We start from the raw sequence: 16624 nt of genomic DNA, 5'->3' as shown, positions 1-16624 counted from the left end.
ACATTCAAAAACAAATGAACAATCTACAACAACAAGCTTCTGATCCTGATTATTCTATTTGGGTCTCGGCTTCTGCCGGCACAGGTAAAACCAAAATTCTAACTGATCGGTTTTTACGGCTATTAATCAAAGGAGTAAATTTCCAAAACATATTATGCCTTACTTTTACTAATGCAGCTAGTATAGAGATGCAGCTAAGAATTAGTAACAAACTCAAAACTTTCTCTCTTTGTGATCCCAAACAACTAGAACAAGAGCTTTTCTTAATGAGTGGTCAGAAGCCGCTTGCTTTAGAGCTTGAAAATGCAAAAAATCTATATAGCAAATTGCTTGATAATAATGAGCCTTTAAATATCTATACCATTCATGCATTTTGTCAAAAAATCCTTAAAATTTTTCCCGTAGAAGCCGGCATAACACCCGAATTCCAGATTCTTGAAGAGACACAATTACAAGATATCTTTCTAAAAATACGAAATGAGATTTATTTAAGCGATGAACATAATGATTTAATTAAAACTTTACTAAATCGTTTTCATGAAATAACTTTGCAGGATATTTTCAGCGAGATTATTGACGAAAAAATTAAATTCAAAAAGTTATTTACTCATAAAACTATTCCGGCAAAAATACACAATAAGAGATTAGCACTATCCGAGCTAAATAATATCTATGATAAGATAAAAAATTTATTTGCAGATTACGATTTAGAAATAGAGCCGAAAGAGTTATTTTTTACCAAAGACGGAAAAAAACGCAAAAGTCTTTTATCAAAAGAGCTAACAAAGAAACATCCTAAATTGCTGTTAGAGTTAGAGAAACTAACATCTCAGATTTATAAATTAGATGAAGAATATCGCATAGAAGAGCTAGAATATCATACTAATTTACTTTCTAAACTTGCTTATATTTTGCTAGAAAAGTATGAGAAATTTAAAGAAGAAAATAACTTGCTTGATTATGATGATTTAATTTACCATGCCGAGAAATTATTTCAGAATAAAGCTATACATGAGTGGTTATCGCATAAGCTTGAAAGCGAGATTGATCATATACTTGTTGACGAGGCACAAGATACCAGCCGTGATCAGTGGAACATAATCTCTACTTTAATAACCGAGTTTAATAGACCTGATAGTAGCATCTTTATAGTTGGTGATGATAAACAATCTATTTATAGTTTTCAAGGTGCTGATCTTGCGAATTTTAATTTAGTGAATGAGAAATTACAAACGAATCTTGCTAAAGCAAATAAAAAATTTAAGAAGATTACACTTGAATATTCTTATAGATCATGCGGCGAAATTTTACAATTTACTCATCAGGTTTTTAAATATATAAAAGCTCATTACCCTACTCTTTTCCTGTCCGATAATCCGGTAATTTCTGCATTTCGTACACATACCGGTTCTGTAACAGTTTGGTCTTTGGTAACAAGCGAAAAGCAGGAGGAACTTTTTTGGGCATTGCCACAAGATTATGCTAATGCTCTTTCATCAGCTGATTTACTTATAGAAAAAATTGTTAGCTTCATAAAGGAAAAAATATCTAGCAAAGAAATTCTACCAGCAACCGGTAATCCTATATCCGAAAAAGATTTTATGATTTTGGTAAGAAAGCGAGATGAATTTAGCAATAATTTGATAAAAGAGCTTAACAAAACTAAACTTAAAGTTGAGGCAAGCGATAAAGTAAATATTAAAGAGCATTTGCCTATAATGGATTTAATCTCGGTAGCTAAATTTGCACTTTTACCTTACGACGATTTAAACCTTGCAGCCTTACTTAAATCACCGATTATCGGCATTAGCGAGCAACAATTATATGAACTTCTAACAAATAAAAACGATAAAAGTTTGTGGGAAAATCTGTCCTCACATCCAGATATATATAATAAACTTACTTCTTTTATCGAGCTTTATCAAAATTCTACTCTCGATAATTTCTTTGATTTACTTGTGAATACTCTAAATTTACATATCGATGATATGGTAAATGAGCTGCTAACACTAAGCAGCAATTACGCAAATAATATGGATAATTCTTTGCAAAGCTTTGTATCTTGGTTTGAGAATAACGATATTTGGATTAAGCGTGATATGGAGCATTCTGATAAAATAAGAGTGATGACAGTACACGGCTCTAAGGGCTTGGAAGCCCCAATTATTATATTATGCGACTCCACCACCCTACCTATCAGTAGTAATAAATTTATTTGGCATGATAATGGGGATATGTATTTTTCTGCAAGTGCTGCTGATACTCCTAAATTTCTACAAGAACTAAAAGAAGCAGAGAAATTAAAGGATCTACAAGAATATATAAGATTACTTTACGTTGCAATGACTAGAGCAAAAGATCATTTAATTATATGCGGTTTTAGTAACAAATCAAATATCCCCGAAAACTGTTGGTATGAAATAACTAAAAATTTATTCAATTAATAGTTGCTTTACTAAATATAATATGCTATAAGACACACATACAACCTATAGTAGCATATTATGTGGGACTTTTTTGAAAATAAAGCAAGAATTAAGATGGATAAAATTAAACAATACCACTGCATAAAGCAGTTTTGGAAAATAATATCTCAAATGTAAGGATACATTTACATAGAAAATGCGACGTAAACGAACAAGACATCTATGGTAAAACAGCACTGCATTATGCTTATACAAAAAGAAACATAGATATAATAAAGATATTACTAAAATGTCCAGGAATAAAAATATGTATAAAAGATAATGATGATTATACTCCAGTGGATTTAATTTGCTCAACTATAAGTTCATATATAGCATCATCCTTAGAAAATAAAATAGATGAGGTAGATAAACTTGGTGAAACACCACATTATGAGAATGGTTAATATGCTATAGAGGCAGTTGTTGCACAGTTTGATTTTTTCGTCATTACGAGGAAACATTGCCTGCGTGGATCGAGAGTCGTCTGAGCTACGCAAATGAAATGAGCGTGGCAATCCAGAAAATAATAATAAAAATGTTATAAAGTTAGAATTTTTTTACTTCCTTGCTTCGTCAATTACTTTGTAATTTCCTTAGCTCAGACGGAAAAACTGATCTGCATAATTCCAAAAAAACGCTCTATATCATTTCTGCGGAGACGCTGTAATGTTTGGGGAAAATTATAATATTATTATAATCGTCATTGCGAGGAGCGAAGCGACGTGGCAATCCAGAAAATAACAAAAAATGCTATAAGTTAGCATTTTTTAAACTAGATTGCCTCTGCCCTCTGCTATGCATTTCCTCGTAATGACGATATCTATATTTAGTTAGCAATACCTGAAAAATTTTAATAATACCTGTTGCAGCTATAGAAGAAATTCTATATAATGCACCTCAGTAGATTAACAAATTAACTATATATTAATAAAAATTAAATCTTAAGATTTATTTAAATAAGTTACTTAAAATCTACACTGATGTAACATATTTTAAAAGGCTTGATATATTTTTAATAAATGAAAAGTTTATAAAAAAGTTTTATTTGTAAAGATAGCTAAAATGTTATAGGGCAAGAAATGGAGCATGTAATAATACGTTGCTATCTCCTAACTTATAAGGTTTTATATCAATTTTTCAAATAAAACGAGTATATACCGCAAATACTTCAAAAGTTAAAAATCAAATAAGTGGTGAGCCTAAGTTAGGTGTATACTTAATAGGTGAGCAAAGATGAATTCTGAAATTTGACCTACTAAATCTTAAGGTATCAAGGGTATATAAAGCTACCAATTAGGGATAAATTATAATGATTAACAATAATTTTTATAGCTTATCTTCAAATTTTTCTCGTCCAAAGCGATTCTAAATCGCACTATATTTTATCTTATATAAATATAACAAAAATTTTTTGACATAATATTTTTTTCGTGTATAATTCTCATTAATAGTAACTAAAATACTAATATTTTAAATTATAATTAATGATTATTTATCAAGGGGTACTGAATATTATGTCTAACATAAAATCAAAAAACTTTTCTAAATTAATTTTAATTTGTGCTGCAACTACTATATTAACCGGCATAAATTTAGAAGCTCAAGCTACAGCAAAGGCGGATATTAAAGAAGCTCGTGAGCGTGCTATTGACAAAGGTATGGACGTTGAAGCTTTTAATAATATAGCAGAAATCGGTACTAATGCAGCATTAAAAGGAAAAAAAATTTAAAACCTATTTTAAGAGATGAACAAGGGAAGATAATTGATGCAAAAGTAGTGGAAGCAAAGTTAAATGCTCGAAATGAAGCTGCAAAAGGTCAGAACGTATTAAGGTCTGCAGCTGAAAGAGAAGCAGAAAGAGCTGCAAGAAATATAATTATGAATACTATTAAAACAGGAGGATTTGTACCGCATGTAGCAATAAACCCAGAAATTACAGGAGCTAATGATAATTTTGATGGTATTCGCTTCTTTAAACCTATATTAAGAGAAGCTCCGAATGAAAACATAAGAAAAGAAATAGAAAGAACCTTAAATAAAGTAAAAGAAAATAATTCACCATTAACATTAGCTCGAAAAGTACAAATACTTGAAACAATAAAGGCAAATGACTGGCACTATAATAAAGATGATATAATCAATATCCCGGTAAACCCTAATAAAGCTCTTCCACCAGTTCAAGTAAAACCAATTAATGTTAATCCTACAATTGGATATAAAAGTGGTTTTACTGTAGGTAATAATTATAAAATAAAATATTTTCATGTAAGAGATAATATAATTAAAGAAATAGATGTTACTGATAATCTTATTGAAGCAGGAAGAACTTTTGAACTACAGGGTATTAAAGCATTTAGAGATAAGGACTTAACACTTGATCAACTTCATGAAAAAGAAATATTACTAAAAAATTTGAAAGAAGATATTAGAACAGAAGTAATAAATGGTGTCGATATAGTAAAAGCTGTTGAAAATATTCAAGTTCCACGTCACCAAAAACGTAACAATTATATTTTATATTATGATAATGTTGTTGATAAATCAGAAGAAAAAAATGAGTATAAGAAATATCTAACACAAGCAGAAATTAATGCTATAAAAGATGGAAGAGGAATGGTATTAGCTTATCAAGAGAAAGCATTAATGATTAAAAATGATATGGAATTTTTGACTCATCAATTCCAAAATGGCAACCTTACTCAACAGCAATATGATGATAAGATGGCTAACTTAGTTGTTGATAAGTATGGCGAGGAATCTGAGTATATACGCTCTCCATTTAAACCACAACCTGGTGTTACACAAGTTACATATAATGTATATGAAGAAGAATTAATTAAGGATGCAAAAAGAAGAGCTGTTATTGCATATATAGATAATATTGAGAGAGCCAATCTTATAAATGATATTAGACTTACGATTGAAAGAGCAGACGGAACAATAGAAAATATCACAACGGATAAATTTGGAACAGGAATTGAAGCAAATCCGATAATTCCTGATTTATCTCCAAATCCAGTACCTGTAGCACGAGTAATAACTCGCCAAGGAAATGTAGAAGCAAAGGAGGTAATAGTTTTACCGGAAAATGAAGCCGTGCAGATGCTACAAGCACAAATAGCAGAATTATTAAGAGAGAAGGGGGATCTAAGGACGTTAATATTAAAATTAAGAGGACTACAGGAGCAGGGTCAAAATCAAGTTCAGCTGCAAGCACAAAATCAAAATCAAGGTGAAAACCGAAGACAAGATCAAGAACAAACTGGAAGCAGTGAATCTTTTAAAGAAGCAGAAGCTGAAGAATTAGATAAAGAGGAAAAAGCTAAAGAAGAATTTATTATCCTTGAGGCACAACATGTAGATGAAGCAAGAATTGAAGCTTTAGAAGTAGCGACAATGCAGGTAGCAGTAAAAGAAGATGAGAAAGTAGTCGCAACGATTTTTAATTCGACTCAAGACATTTATACTGTAAGCAAAGGTACTGTATCTAGCAGAATAAATAGTTTTACTGGGGTTGCTGCCGGTGATGAAGATGAAAGAGTGCTTGATAAAGGTTTTTGGATATCAGGAACTTATGGAATCAGTAAGCAAGGTACTCAAAAAGGTTTTATAGGGTATAGAGGTCATACTTCCGGTGGTACTATCGGTTTTGATATTGGATCTGATAATGATAAAGATTTAGTCGGTATCGCTTATACTAGACTAGATTCAAAGTTTAAATCTAACGGTGGTAAATTAAATACTAATGTCGATAGTCATATCGTAGCTTTATATGGTCAAAAATAGTTGCCAAAAAACTTTATGATCCAAGGTATGTTTGCTTATAACCATAATATTGTAAAGAGTAAGATCAACCGCTTAGGCACTATTGCAAACGGTAAATATAAGAATAATAATTATAATTTTGAAAGTTTATTAAGTTATAATTATCTTACAGCAATAAAGTGAGCTTCACTCCAAATATCGGAATAAGATATGGTTATATTAAAGATGGTACTTATCAAGAAAGCGGAGCTGGTATTCAGCATTTAAGTATTGCCTCTAAAAAGCAAAATATATGGTCTAGTATTGTAGGCGGTAATGTATCGTTAGCTCCACAAAAAATAGGAGCAGTAAGCATTACCCCAACAATTATGGCTTCTGTAGAGAACTATTTTAACAACAAAAATAAAAAACTTGCTGCTAAAATAAAATGGAAAGATAGAGAAGTTACTGAAATTGTTGCATTACCAAAACAACCTAAAATTGGCTACAATATCGGTGCTAATATTTTAGCTGAAAAAGGTAATATAAGTGTATTAGTCGAGTATAATTGTCACTTACAAAAGAAGTATAAAAGCCACCAAGGTTTTGTTAAGTTAAAAGTTAAGTTATAATATACTCGTTCGGTGTCATACCATGGCGACATTGTTACGTTGATCATTCTCCCCCTGTCATCCCGCAACTTGATCGCGGGATCCAGCTAAAAAATACTAATATTATTAGTATAAAAAAGTTGTTTTTCTGGATACCGTGGTCAAGCAACTAGATGACACCGAACACGTGTTTCGATCCACGCAGGCAATGCTACCACGGAATCTAAAAAACAACTAAAAATATCAACAATATTATTGATATTTTTAACTGGACCTCGTGAATAAATCACGGGGTGACAGGAGCGGGGCTGAGCCATGTAATAATGCCAGTTTTCTCTCACAATGATGTTAAATTTTCAACAACACGCTATTGCTTGTGGGATATAATTATTTCCTAAAAGAGCATTATCATAACCATAATATTGGTGCGGCTCTATGTAATATGGAATAGGGGCATTTTCAATTTTCATGCTTTTTTCTATAGCCCACTGTTCTTGACAAAATTCATCAGAAAGTGCATTTTGAATTTCTATATCATTTTCTATAGCTACCTGCTCCTGATAAAATTCAGCTATTTCTTGCTGTACTCGATTTATTTCATCATACACAGCTTTCAGCATCATTAGATTTACTAGCGGGTTTATAGTATTATTTGGAATAGCAATAGCCGGTTCTGCTGGAATTTCTATGATATCATCAGAGCCAGTAGTAACTTTAACTTCTTCAGATTCTACAGTAATAGGTGGTTGACTACATAGTAAAGATACCGAGTTGTTATCTTCTATTTTGACTGTTTCAGTATTAACTAACTCAACTTTTTCTTCAAATTCTTTAAAATCTACTTCAGGAAAAAGTTTTTTTATATCTTCCGTTTCCATTGTTTGACCATTTTTACCTGCCATATACATTGCAGAAACAATTTTCTTATAAATGATTTTGACTAATTTTTGTTTCGCTACCATTTCCTCAGAATGCTTTACTCCCCCATTATCCCAGAAATTTATGAATTTTGAAGCAAATGGTACATATTCTTTAACTTTTATTATAAAATTTTGTAATAATGAAAATTTAGGCTGCTCTATTAATTCAGACTTTTCTTCATATTTTTTTAATACATATTCAACAATTTTCGGGATATTGTCATCAGTTCCTTTACATGAACCTTCTTCTATTTTTTTTTCAATGCTTTTATTTATTTTTTTTAAAAGAGTATTACCAATGTTTAAATATGTGAGTGAAACAGTACCTAATGTAACAAATTTTATAGCTTGAACAACTATTATAAATGGCAAAGAAATGAATTTTAATGTGTATTTAAGAATATTATATCTTGTTGGATGAGGTGTAAGATCATAAATATCATGAAATTTTTTTATTTCTTTATATCTATTTTCAATGTGTAAAAAGGTTTTAGCTTCTAGACTCAGCATTAAATCACTTAATTTTAATTATTACAAGACAAAAAATATAAAAAACGTTAAATTATGTCAATTAATTTTTAATTTGGTTTCTCTATAGGCAATTAATACTTGCAAAGTTTCATAAGATAAATAGAATTATCTAGGAAAATGTTAATAAGGAAAAATAAATATGCTACATGTAAATTTTACTGAGGAAGAATCATTAAACACTCAAGCATTAATAGTGTTTATTGATGACAAATTAAAACTTGATAGTGAACTAATAAACCTTGACCAACAACATCATGGTTTGATCTCCAAGACTATTGCCAATAAATTACAATTTACTGGTAAATACGGGCAGATCAAAATTATTCCTTCCGTTGTTAAATCAGGGGAAGTAAAATATTTAGTATTAGCAGGGCTTGGAAGTGAAGAAAAACTAACCGAAGTTAAGATTGAAGAATTAGGCGGTAAAATATTACAGAATGTTACTAATGCTAAAATCGCTACTATTGGATTAAAAATTAAAAATAGAATTAGCAATTTTACATCATCACATGTTGCATCTTTAATTGCTAGTGGTGCGTTACTTGCTTCCTACAGATTCGATAAATATAGAACTACTTTAAAGGAAGCGGATAAGTTTGTTGTAGAATCATTTGAAATCTCTACGGATAATAACGCAGAAGCAACAAAATTGTTTGAAGTTAAAAAACTAATTGCTGAAGGGGTCTTTTTCACAAGAGATATTAGTAACGAGCCATCAAATATTAAAACTCCGCAAATATATGCTGAAAGAATAGCAGATATACTTGAAGAATTAAATGTCGATGTTTCTATTCTTGGTGAAAGAGAAATGAAAAATCTTGGCATGGGTGCTCTTCTTGGAGTGGGTCAAGGGTCACAAAATGAATCAAAGCTAGTAGTAATGGAATATCAAGGTGCGAATAAAGATGCTCCTTATATTGCTCTAGTCGGAAAAGGAGTTATTTTTGATACAGGAGGTATATCTCTAAAACCATCAAATAATATGCATTTAATGAGATATGACATGTGTGGTTCTGCCGCAGTAGTTGGTACTATGATTGCGGTTGCTAGTCAAGAATTGCCGGTAAATATCGTAGGTGTTGTAGGGCTCGTTGAAAATATGCCCTCAGGTAATGCACAACGTCCTGGTGATGTTGTAACTACTATGTCAGGGCAAACTGCTGAAGTTTTAAATACCGATGCAGAGGGGCGTTTAGTTCTTGCTGATGCCGTTTGGTATGCACAAGAGAAATTCAAACCTAAATGCGTAATTGACGTTGCGACGTTAACCGGTGCAATAGTGGTGTCTTTAGGTCCTACATATGCTGGTTGTTTTTCTAATAACGATGAGCTTGCTGATAAACTAATAAAAGCTGGTGAGGAAGTAAATGAAAAATTATGGAGAATGCCGCTTCATGAAGACTATGACGCAATGATTAACTCCGATATAGCTGATATGGCAAATATCGGTAATGTGCCAGGAGCTGCTGGAAGTTCTACCGCTGCTCATTTTATCAAACGTTTTATTCAAGAGGGAGTAGAATGGGCACATTTAGATATAGCAGGCGTTGCAAATAGCAATAAACCCTCATCACTTGGTCCGAAAGGGGCAGTAGGTTATGGTGTAAGGCTACTTGAGAAATTTATAAAGGAAAATTATGAGCAGTAAGCCTTATATATTTGTTATAGGTAATGAAAAAGGTGGAGCAGGTAAAACAACCTGCTCTATCCATTTAATAGTGGCACTACTTTATCAAAAATATTCAGTTGTAAGTATTGATACTGATTCTCGCCAAAGCTCTTTAACTAATTACCTAAAAAATCGAGATTTATATAATGAGCAAAACCCTGACAAGCCGGTATTAGTACCAAAGCATTTCCATGTCAAAGAAAGTTCTGAAGAGGAGCAAGCAAATAGTTTTGAGCAGATATTAAAGGATAATATGGATGCTGATTATATAGTAATCGATACGCCTGGTAGCCATACTGCTTTATCAAGGCTTGCTCATTCTTATGCTGATACGATTATTACACCGATAAATGATAGCTTTTTAGATTTAGACGTAATAGCAAAAGTTGATAGCAAAGATGAAATTATCAGCCCCTCAATCTATAGCCAAATGATATGGGAACAGAAAATGCAGCGTGCTAGTCGTGATAGAGGGAGCATAGATTGGATAATTTTGCGTAATCGTTTAAGTAACCTTGATGCTCTAAATAAAAGACGTGTTAGTAACGTATTGAACAAGCTTGCTAAAAGAATTAATTTTAAACTCGCTGATGGTTTTAGTGAACGTGTGATATATAGGGAGTTATTTCTGCAAGGTTTAACTCTACTTGATTTAAAAGTCGCAAATTATGACCGGGCATTTAATAGCTCACATATAGTTGCTCGTCAGGAACTAAAAAATTTCTTAAAATTCCTAAATATTACTTTTGCAGCCTAGGCTCTGTGAAGATTTCTAAAAAGATTTAATTTTGACTCTTTTTTGCTGCAAATTACAAGATTTTTTTGAAATATGAATAACTATTCCGTCAAAAATCTTATTAATTTTCGCTAAAAAATAGTTCAAAACTCAAAATCAATTAGAACCCTTCACAGAACCTAGATAATTTTATTGCAGGATTTAGCTATTTTGATTATAGTGAGTTGATTTAAAAAACAAAAATAAAATGCATAAATATAGAACTCATAATTGTAACGAATTAAAAATTTCTGATGTTGGAGCTGAAGTAAAATTATCTGGTTGGGTACATAGAAGAAGAGATCATGGCAATCTAGTTTTTGTAGATTTACGTGATCATTATGGCATAACACAAATCGTGTTTACCGACCAAAATCCGCAGCTTATGGACGATGCTAGCCGTTTACGTTATGAGTCAGTTGTTACAGTAATTGGAAAAGTAGTAGCAAGATCAGAAGAGACTATTAATAATACGCTTCCTACCGGTCATATAGAAGTTTTAGCCGGTGAGTTTATTGTTGAATCAGCTGCTGATACTTTACCATTTGTGATTAATACGGAAAAAGACGCACCTGAAGACTCAAGGCTTAAACATCGCTTTTTAGATTTAAGACGTGAGAAGTTGCATAATAATATAATGCTACGTTCACAAATTATTTCTTATATCCGTCAATTGATGACTGCAAGAGGTTTTACCGAGTTCCAAACACCTATTTTAACTGCTAGCTCACCGGAAGGAGCGAGGGATTTCTTAGTCCCAAGCAGATTACATCCGGGCAAATTTTATGCATTACCGCAAGCACCGCAACAATTCAAGCAACTATTAATGGTATCGGGATTTGATCGTTATTTCCAAATTGCTCCGTGTTTTCGTGATGAAGACGCAAGAGCAGATAGGTCACCAGGCGAGTTTTATCAGCTAGATATCGAAATGTCGTTTGTTACACAAGAAGATATATTCAGCACAATCGAGCCTGTAATGTATGAGCTATTTACGAAATTTACAGATAAGAAAGTATCAGAAGCACCCTTTATCCGTATTCCCTATAATGAATCTATGCTGAAATATGGTTCTGATAAGCCTGATTTACGAAACCCTATTGTAATTGCTGATGTAACGGAAATTTTTAGAGATTCAGACTTTACTATTTTTAGGGAAAATATCAAAAAAGGTAGTATTGTCCGAGCAATTCCAGCTCCTTATGCAGCCGCACAACCTCGTAGTTTCTTTGATAAAATGATAGAGTTTGCAATATCGGAGGGAGCTGGAGGACTTGGCTATATTCAGTTTAGCGAAACCGGTGAAGCAAAAGGACCAGTTGCAAAATTCTTAAGCACTCAGCAGTTAGAAGATTTAAAGGCTACTGCTAATATTAGCAATGGCGATGCGGTATTTTTCGCCAGCGATAAAAAAGATAAAGCTGCAAAACTTGCGGGTAAGGTAAGAATTAAGCTTGCCGATGAGTTAGATTTACTTGAAAAGGATTGCTTTAAATTCTGCTGGATTACCGATTTTCCATTCTATGAGCTAAACGAAGAAACCGGTAAAATTGATTTTAGCCATAATCCGTTTTCTATGCCTCAGGGTGGGTTAGAAGCTCTTGAGAACGCAAAAACAACCGAAGAGTTACTAGAGCTTACCGCATATCAGTATGATATTGTTTGTAATGGCATAGAACTTTCTAGCGGTGCTGTTAGAAATCATAAGCCTGAGATAATGTATAAGGCATTTGCTATAGCTGGTTACAGTGAAGAGGAAGTTGATAAGAGATTCGGCGGTATGATCAGAGCGTTTAAATTTGGTGCCCCGCCACATGGCGGCATAGCCCCAGGTATAGACCGAATCGTTATGTTACTTGCGGAAGCTACTAATATAAGGGAGATAATCGCTTTTCCATTAAATCAGCAAGCTGAAGATCTATTAATGAACGCCCCGAATTACGTAGAAGATAAGGCGTTAAAAGAATTAAATGTTATGCTCTCTCCATCTGCTAGAAAGAATGCGGAGAAAGAGTAGGGATTTATAGTTATTACCGCCTAATAGCAAATTACTTTTGTAATTTGCTATTGATTAGACAATTATTTCACTTTTATTTTATCATCAGTCTTTATTTTAAATCTCTTTTATTCTTCTGGTTTTTTAGTTAAATATTCTAATGGCTGCCATTCATTATATCCATATTTCTTAGCAAAAACTGTAGCTTTATGTATAAAATTATTATCTTCGTTTATAGTCTCTAGCACTATTTTCTTATTTATTTCATAATAAGTTTTAAAGTACTAAGCGTACCAAGCACTGCCCAAAGTATTTTGTTGATAGACGAGTTCATTGAAAGCTTTTGAATTATGACTATAACGGGCTTAATAGAACAATCTCTTACCTGCACTACTAGCTCATTTAAACTTTCATGATCATAAGGATTTTTCAATTCAATAGTTTCAGGTATACCTAAATTATATTTTTTACAATAAGCTGCAATTCTTGTTTTAAGTTTGTCGCTTCTGGAATTATAAGGAGGTTCTAGTAAAAGAATGGAGTTTTTTATTAATTGATCTTGGTTAGTCATGGACTTGCCACCGTTAAACTTATTAAATTAAGATTAACCACCAATAATTATGGTGGTCGGGGCGTTCGAAAAACCGTTACAACAGTCTGCAATAGGTTTTAAGCTTAAAGTAGTACCTTAAGCTCTAGACATACCTATTACCACCCCGACCATAATATAGTCGAGGGTGGTATCATTTAATGGTAGATACCCACCATGTAACAAGAAGTTTCGACACCCCAAAACAGTTTTAACTGCTTCAGTTAAAATTTATACTTAACTCCCCAAAAAAGTCAATTAACAATTAAGTTTTATTATTTTTCTTAAAAAACTTCTAAAATATTAACTTGGTAATTAATAGTTGATGATATATTAATAGCTTATGTAATAAATATAGGTGTCTTATGTCAAAAAATAATTACTATCCTTATCCTCCTACTCTTGGGAAAGTTTTTCTATTTAAACGTGGTCCTGAGATAGTATCTATGGAATCATCTGAAACAATACAACCAGCCGATAAATTAGAAAGTATTTTAAATTCAACATCTACTATTACAGCAGAATTATTATTTAATACATTTGATATTCCTGGAATTTCTTCTAAAACTGATAAATTAAAATTACTTTTTCAAAAAGCTTTTGAGCAAGGTATTAATCCTAATATTCAAGACAGCTCAGGGAATACTTTGCTACTATACGCTTGTCAAAGTTCTCTGGTTGAAGTTGTACAATTTTTATTAAAAAAAGGTGCTAATCCTAATATTTCTAATAATTCTGATAATACTCCATTAAGTAAAATAATAAGCAATAGATTTATCGACAAAACAGAAATTTACATAGCAAAACTTTTATTACAAAATGGTGCTTTAACAGAATTAAAAGACTTTGTAGGATTTACTCCTATTCAATCAGCTACTCAGTACGGACATACAGAAATAGTTAAGTCATTAATACAAAATGGTGCAGATATTAATGTAATAGCTTCTATTGAAACAAATTCTTATTATTCTGGAAAAAGTTTAGTAGAATCGGTACCAAGTAATAAGCCCGAATTAAAAGCTTTACTAACACTTACAAAAGCATGTAAAGATAATAATTTCAGCATAGTAGATAATACTATTACTGCTAAAGATATAGTAGAATTTATTGATTGGCAATTATCGATAACACCTGAAAATTCTAGGTTTTTTGATAAACATTTAAGTGAGTTAGATAATCTTAAAAACTTCCTAGAAACTAAAGAACTAGTAAGTAATGAAACTATACAAAAAATAAATGAACATATAACTTCTTATAGTACTACAGAAATTTCATCACCTGATGTAACCCCAAGTTTTATAAATGAAGCTGAACACCAAGAATATAACTTAGCCGGTGAAACAGATAAATCTGCACCTGAAACAGCTTAAAAATTTTCTACAAAAGCATAAGGACAAACTGTCAATAATACCAGAAAGTTTTAAAAAAACGTTATATTTTATTCATGTGTAGGTGACCTTGTATATCATTCCCGCTTAAGGTTTGCTTGCGTGGATCATTCTCCCCTGTCATCCCGTGATTTATGAACTAGAGCCAGTTAAAAATACTAATAAAATTAGTATTTTTTATTATTTTCTGGATCTAGTTCCCAAGCAACTAGATAACACCTAGGGTGCTTTTGAATCCACGCAACAAAGCCTTCCTGCAGAAGCAGAAATCCAGAAAAATAAACATAAAAGCAGCAAGTTTTTAAAATTAAAAGCTTAGGTATCTCGCTTTATGCTGGATTCCCGCCTACGCGGGAATGACATTGAAGCCATACAACAATTTTATTTTAAGATAAAGAGAGCAGCATCACTTTAGCGGCTTTTATGCCTGATTCTTTAGAGGTTTTCGGGTTAGATATTTCTGTATGGAAAGCTATTTTACTACCATCAAGGTTACCGAGCATAAAATCGGTTTGTATATCACCATTATCTAAATATTTCGAATAAGCACCTATAGGCGTGCGGCAATTTGCATCTAAATATTCTAAAAGTGCTCTTTCCGGCTTTATCAATTCAAAAGTTGGTAGATGGTTAATTTGTTTGCATATCTCAATCATATCATGATCATCTTTTCGTATTTCAATCGCAATAACACCTTGCCCTATACATGGCAACATCTGCGAATGCTCTATCAAATGACAATATTCCGGATTAAATGCATTAAGCCTTTTTAAGCCGGCATATGCAAGTATGGTTGCGTCAACTTCCTTATTAATTAACTTATTGATTCTTGAGTCAACATTACCCCTAAACACTATTATTTCTAAATCCGGTCTCATTCTTTGTACACATAATTTTCGGCGTACCGAGGAAGTCCCTATTACGGCATTTTTCGGCAGCTCTTCTATGGATTTATGTGTCAGACAAACAAACACATCTCTTGAATCTTCTCGCTCTAAAACAGCTTCAATACTCAAATCTTTAGGTATTATTCCTGGAACATCTTTCAAAGAATGAACAGCCAAATCAACCTTTTTATTAAGCAAAGCCTGCTCTATTTCTTTCAAGAATAAAGCCTTACCGCCTATATCATATAAAGGTTTATTTTGGATCAAATCACCGCTAGTAGTAATTTCGACTATCTCACAATTAATATTAGGAAAATGCTGTTTGATTTGCTCAATAACTAGGTTAGTTTGCGTTAAAGCGAGCTTACTTTTTCTAGTGCCTATCCTGATAGAATTTATCATTTAAATTTATTCTTATATTATTAGTGCTATTTATGTGTCATCCCGTGATCAAGTCATGGGATGATAATAAAAAAACTGCTCTAGTTCCCAAGCCACGGGAGGTATTGTTTTGTGGATAAGAAAAAAATAGCTACGAATTCGATAAAGTATTGAATTGACAAAGAACTTAACCACAAGTGTATATGTCAAAGCTATAAAGAGTTTACAACTGGAATAATTATAACAGAGCATTAAAAAAAAGAGGAGAAATAATTTTTACATTTTATGAAAAATATTTAGCAGAGCTATATTATAGCGGTGTTCAAGAGAGAGGAGGAGCAAGATATGTTAAATTATCAAGGTAACAGTTATGGCACGATCAAGAAAACAAGAGATAAAGTATTTAAATATACTGAAGCAGTAGCGAATATATCAAAAGACATGCAGAGATTATGGTATATTGCGAAAAACGTATTATGAATGGCTTAGAAAAAATTCTCGCCAGCGGTGTCCGTCAATTCTGAATTAACCCTTATACATGACTAGCTTACTTCTTCAATATTCAATTTAATATTCTTATCTACACTATGACACTGTTAACAAAATAGCTTTAATTGATAATCAAAGAGATTTTGTTAACAGTGTCATAGTGTAATTCATAAAT

Annotated in this window: 14 protein-coding genes; 11 read left to right on the top strand and 3 right to left on the bottom strand. The window is 32.1% G+C overall.

Features of this window, described 5'->3' with window-relative positions; translation table 11 throughout:
• The first annotated feature begins 14 nt into the window (after positions 1-14).
• The 6 genes from RBE_RS01825 (at position 15) to RBE_RS09085 (ending at position 6845) form a co-directional block, all read left to right on the top strand.
• Positions 15-2444, top strand: coding sequence for a UvrD-helicase domain-containing protein (locus RBE_RS01825; RefSeq protein WP_011477048.1), 2430 nt, complete (start codon positions 15-17; stop codon positions 2442-2444).
• A gap of 134 nt (positions 2445-2578) precedes the next feature.
• Positions 2579-2872 (top strand): ankyrin repeat domain-containing protein, encoded by a 294-nt coding sequence (locus RBE_RS01820; RefSeq protein ID WP_011477047.1) that lies wholly within the window; start codon positions 2579-2581, stop codon positions 2870-2872.
• Between the two features lie 1110 nt (positions 2873-3982).
• Positions 3983-4198: a hypothetical protein gene (locus RBE_RS01815; protein ID WP_012152090.1), complete on the top strand. Its 216-nt coding sequence runs from the start codon at positions 3983-3985 to the stop codon at positions 4196-4198.
• Between the two features lie 47 nt (positions 4199-4245).
• Positions 4246-6255: an autotransporter outer membrane beta-barrel domain-containing protein gene (locus tag RBE_RS09095; protein WP_011477045.1), complete on the top strand. Its 2010-nt coding sequence runs from the start codon at positions 4246-4248 to the stop codon at positions 6253-6255.
• 15 nt (positions 6256-6270) lie between these two features.
• Positions 6271-6417, top strand: coding sequence for a hypothetical protein (locus RBE_RS09090; RefSeq protein WP_228368753.1), 147 nt, complete (start codon positions 6271-6273; stop codon positions 6415-6417).
• The gene (locus tag RBE_RS09085; protein ID WP_011477043.1) at positions 6414-6845 is read left to right on the top strand and encodes an autotransporter outer membrane beta-barrel domain-containing protein; all 432 of its coding nucleotides are present in this window, start codon (positions 6414-6416) and stop codon (positions 6843-6845) included. Before RBE_RS09090 ends, RBE_RS09085 begins: the two co-directional genes overlap by 4 nt.
• Before the next feature lie 335 nt (positions 6846-7180).
• On the opposite strand, the gene RBE_RS01800 is transcribed toward RBE_RS09085, so the two are convergent.
• Positions 7181-8254, bottom strand: a complete 1074-nt coding sequence (locus RBE_RS01800; RefSeq protein ID WP_011477042.1) for a hypothetical protein — start codon at positions 8252-8254, stop codon at positions 7181-7183.
• A 160-nt stretch (positions 8255-8414) separates the two neighbouring features.
• On the opposite strand from RBE_RS01800, the gene RBE_RS01795 reads away from it, so the two are divergent.
• The 3 genes from RBE_RS01795 (at position 8415) to aspS (ending at position 12736) form a co-directional block, all read left to right on the top strand.
• Entirely contained in the window at positions 8415-9923 is a 1509-nt protein-coding gene (locus RBE_RS01795) for a leucyl aminopeptidase (protein ID WP_011477041.1), read from the top strand.
• Positions 9913-10701 carry a division plane positioning ATPase MipZ gene (locus tag RBE_RS01790; protein ID WP_011477040.1) on the top strand — a complete coding sequence of 263 codons (789 nt, stop codon included), beginning with the start codon at positions 9913-9915 and terminating at the stop codon, positions 10699-10701. Before RBE_RS01795 ends, RBE_RS01790 begins: the two co-directional genes overlap by 11 nt.
• A gap of 226 nt (positions 10702-10927) precedes the next feature.
• Positions 10928-12736, top strand: a complete 1809-nt coding sequence (aspS, locus tag RBE_RS01785) for an aspartate--tRNA ligase (RefSeq protein ID WP_011477039.1) — start codon at positions 10928-10930, stop codon at positions 12734-12736.
• 238 nt (positions 12737-12974) lie between these two features.
• Here the strand turns inward: aspS and RBE_RS01780 are convergent, their stop codons facing one another.
• Complete coding sequence (locus RBE_RS01780) at positions 12975-13286, bottom strand: hypothetical protein (protein ID WP_011477038.1); 312 nt, start codon at positions 13284-13286, stop codon at positions 12975-12977.
• Between the two features lie 383 nt (positions 13287-13669).
• Between RBE_RS01780 and RBE_RS01775 the strand changes: the two genes are divergently transcribed.
• Positions 13670-14674, top strand: a complete 1005-nt coding sequence (locus RBE_RS01775; RefSeq protein WP_011477037.1) for an ankyrin repeat domain-containing protein — start codon at positions 13670-13672, stop codon at positions 14672-14674.
• Positions 14675-15078: 404 nt separating this feature from the next.
• Here RBE_RS01775 and hemC read toward each other — a convergent pair whose 3' ends face one another.
• A complete protein-coding gene (gene hemC, locus RBE_RS01770; protein ID WP_011477036.1) occupies positions 15079-15981 on the bottom strand; it encodes a hydroxymethylbilane synthase in 903 nt (300 codons plus the stop codon).
• A 297-nt stretch (positions 15982-16278) separates the two neighbouring features.
• Between hemC and RBE_RS08815 the strand changes: the two genes are divergently transcribed.
• The gene (locus RBE_RS08815) at positions 16279-16440 is read left to right on the top strand and encodes a hypothetical protein (protein ID WP_012152095.1); all 162 of its coding nucleotides are present in this window, start codon (positions 16279-16281) and stop codon (positions 16438-16440) included.
• The last annotated feature ends 184 nt before the right edge of the window (positions 16441-16624 follow it).

It is taken from the genome of Rickettsia bellii RML369-C (assembly GCF_000012385.1).
Taxonomy (GTDB): domain Bacteria; phylum Pseudomonadota; class Alphaproteobacteria; order Rickettsiales; family Rickettsiaceae; genus Rickettsia; species Rickettsia bellii.
This window is presented reverse-complemented; position numbering and strand designations above follow the sequence as displayed.

Bases quoted from the DNA above. Each gene is read 5' to 3' on its own strand.
- RBE_RS01775 (WP_011477037.1), top strand. From the start codon at position 13,670: ATGTCAAAAAATAATTACTATCCTTATCCTCCTACTCTTGGGAAAGTT.
- RBE_RS01790 (WP_011477040.1), top strand. From the start codon at position 9,913: ATGAGCAGTAAGCCTTATATATTTGTTATAGGTAATGAAAAAGGTGGA.
- RBE_RS01800 (WP_011477042.1), bottom strand. From the start codon at position 8,254: ATGCTGAGTCTAGAAGCTAAAACCTTTTTACACATTGAAAATAGATAT.
- RBE_RS01780 (WP_011477038.1), bottom strand. From the start codon at position 13,286: ATGACTAACCAAGATCAATTAATAAAAAACTCCATTCTTTTACTAGAA.
- RBE_RS09090 (WP_228368753.1), top strand. From the start codon at position 6,271: ATGATCCAAGGTATGTTTGCTTATAACCATAATATTGTAAAGAGTAAG.
- RBE_RS01825 (WP_011477048.1), top strand. From the start codon at position 15: ATGAACAATCTACAACAACAAGCTTCTGATCCTGATTATTCTATTTGG.
- hemC (WP_011477036.1), bottom strand. From the start codon at position 15,981: ATGATAAATTCTATCAGGATAGGCACTAGAAAAAGTAAGCTCGCTTTA.
- aspS (WP_011477039.1), top strand. From the start codon at position 10,928: ATGCATAAATATAGAACTCATAATTGTAACGAATTAAAAATTTCTGAT.
- RBE_RS01815 (WP_012152090.1), top strand. From the start codon at position 3,983: ATGTCTAACATAAAATCAAAAAACTTTTCTAAATTAATTTTAATTTGT.
- RBE_RS01795 (WP_011477041.1), top strand. From the start codon at position 8,415: ATGCTACATGTAAATTTTACTGAGGAAGAATCATTAAACACTCAAGCA.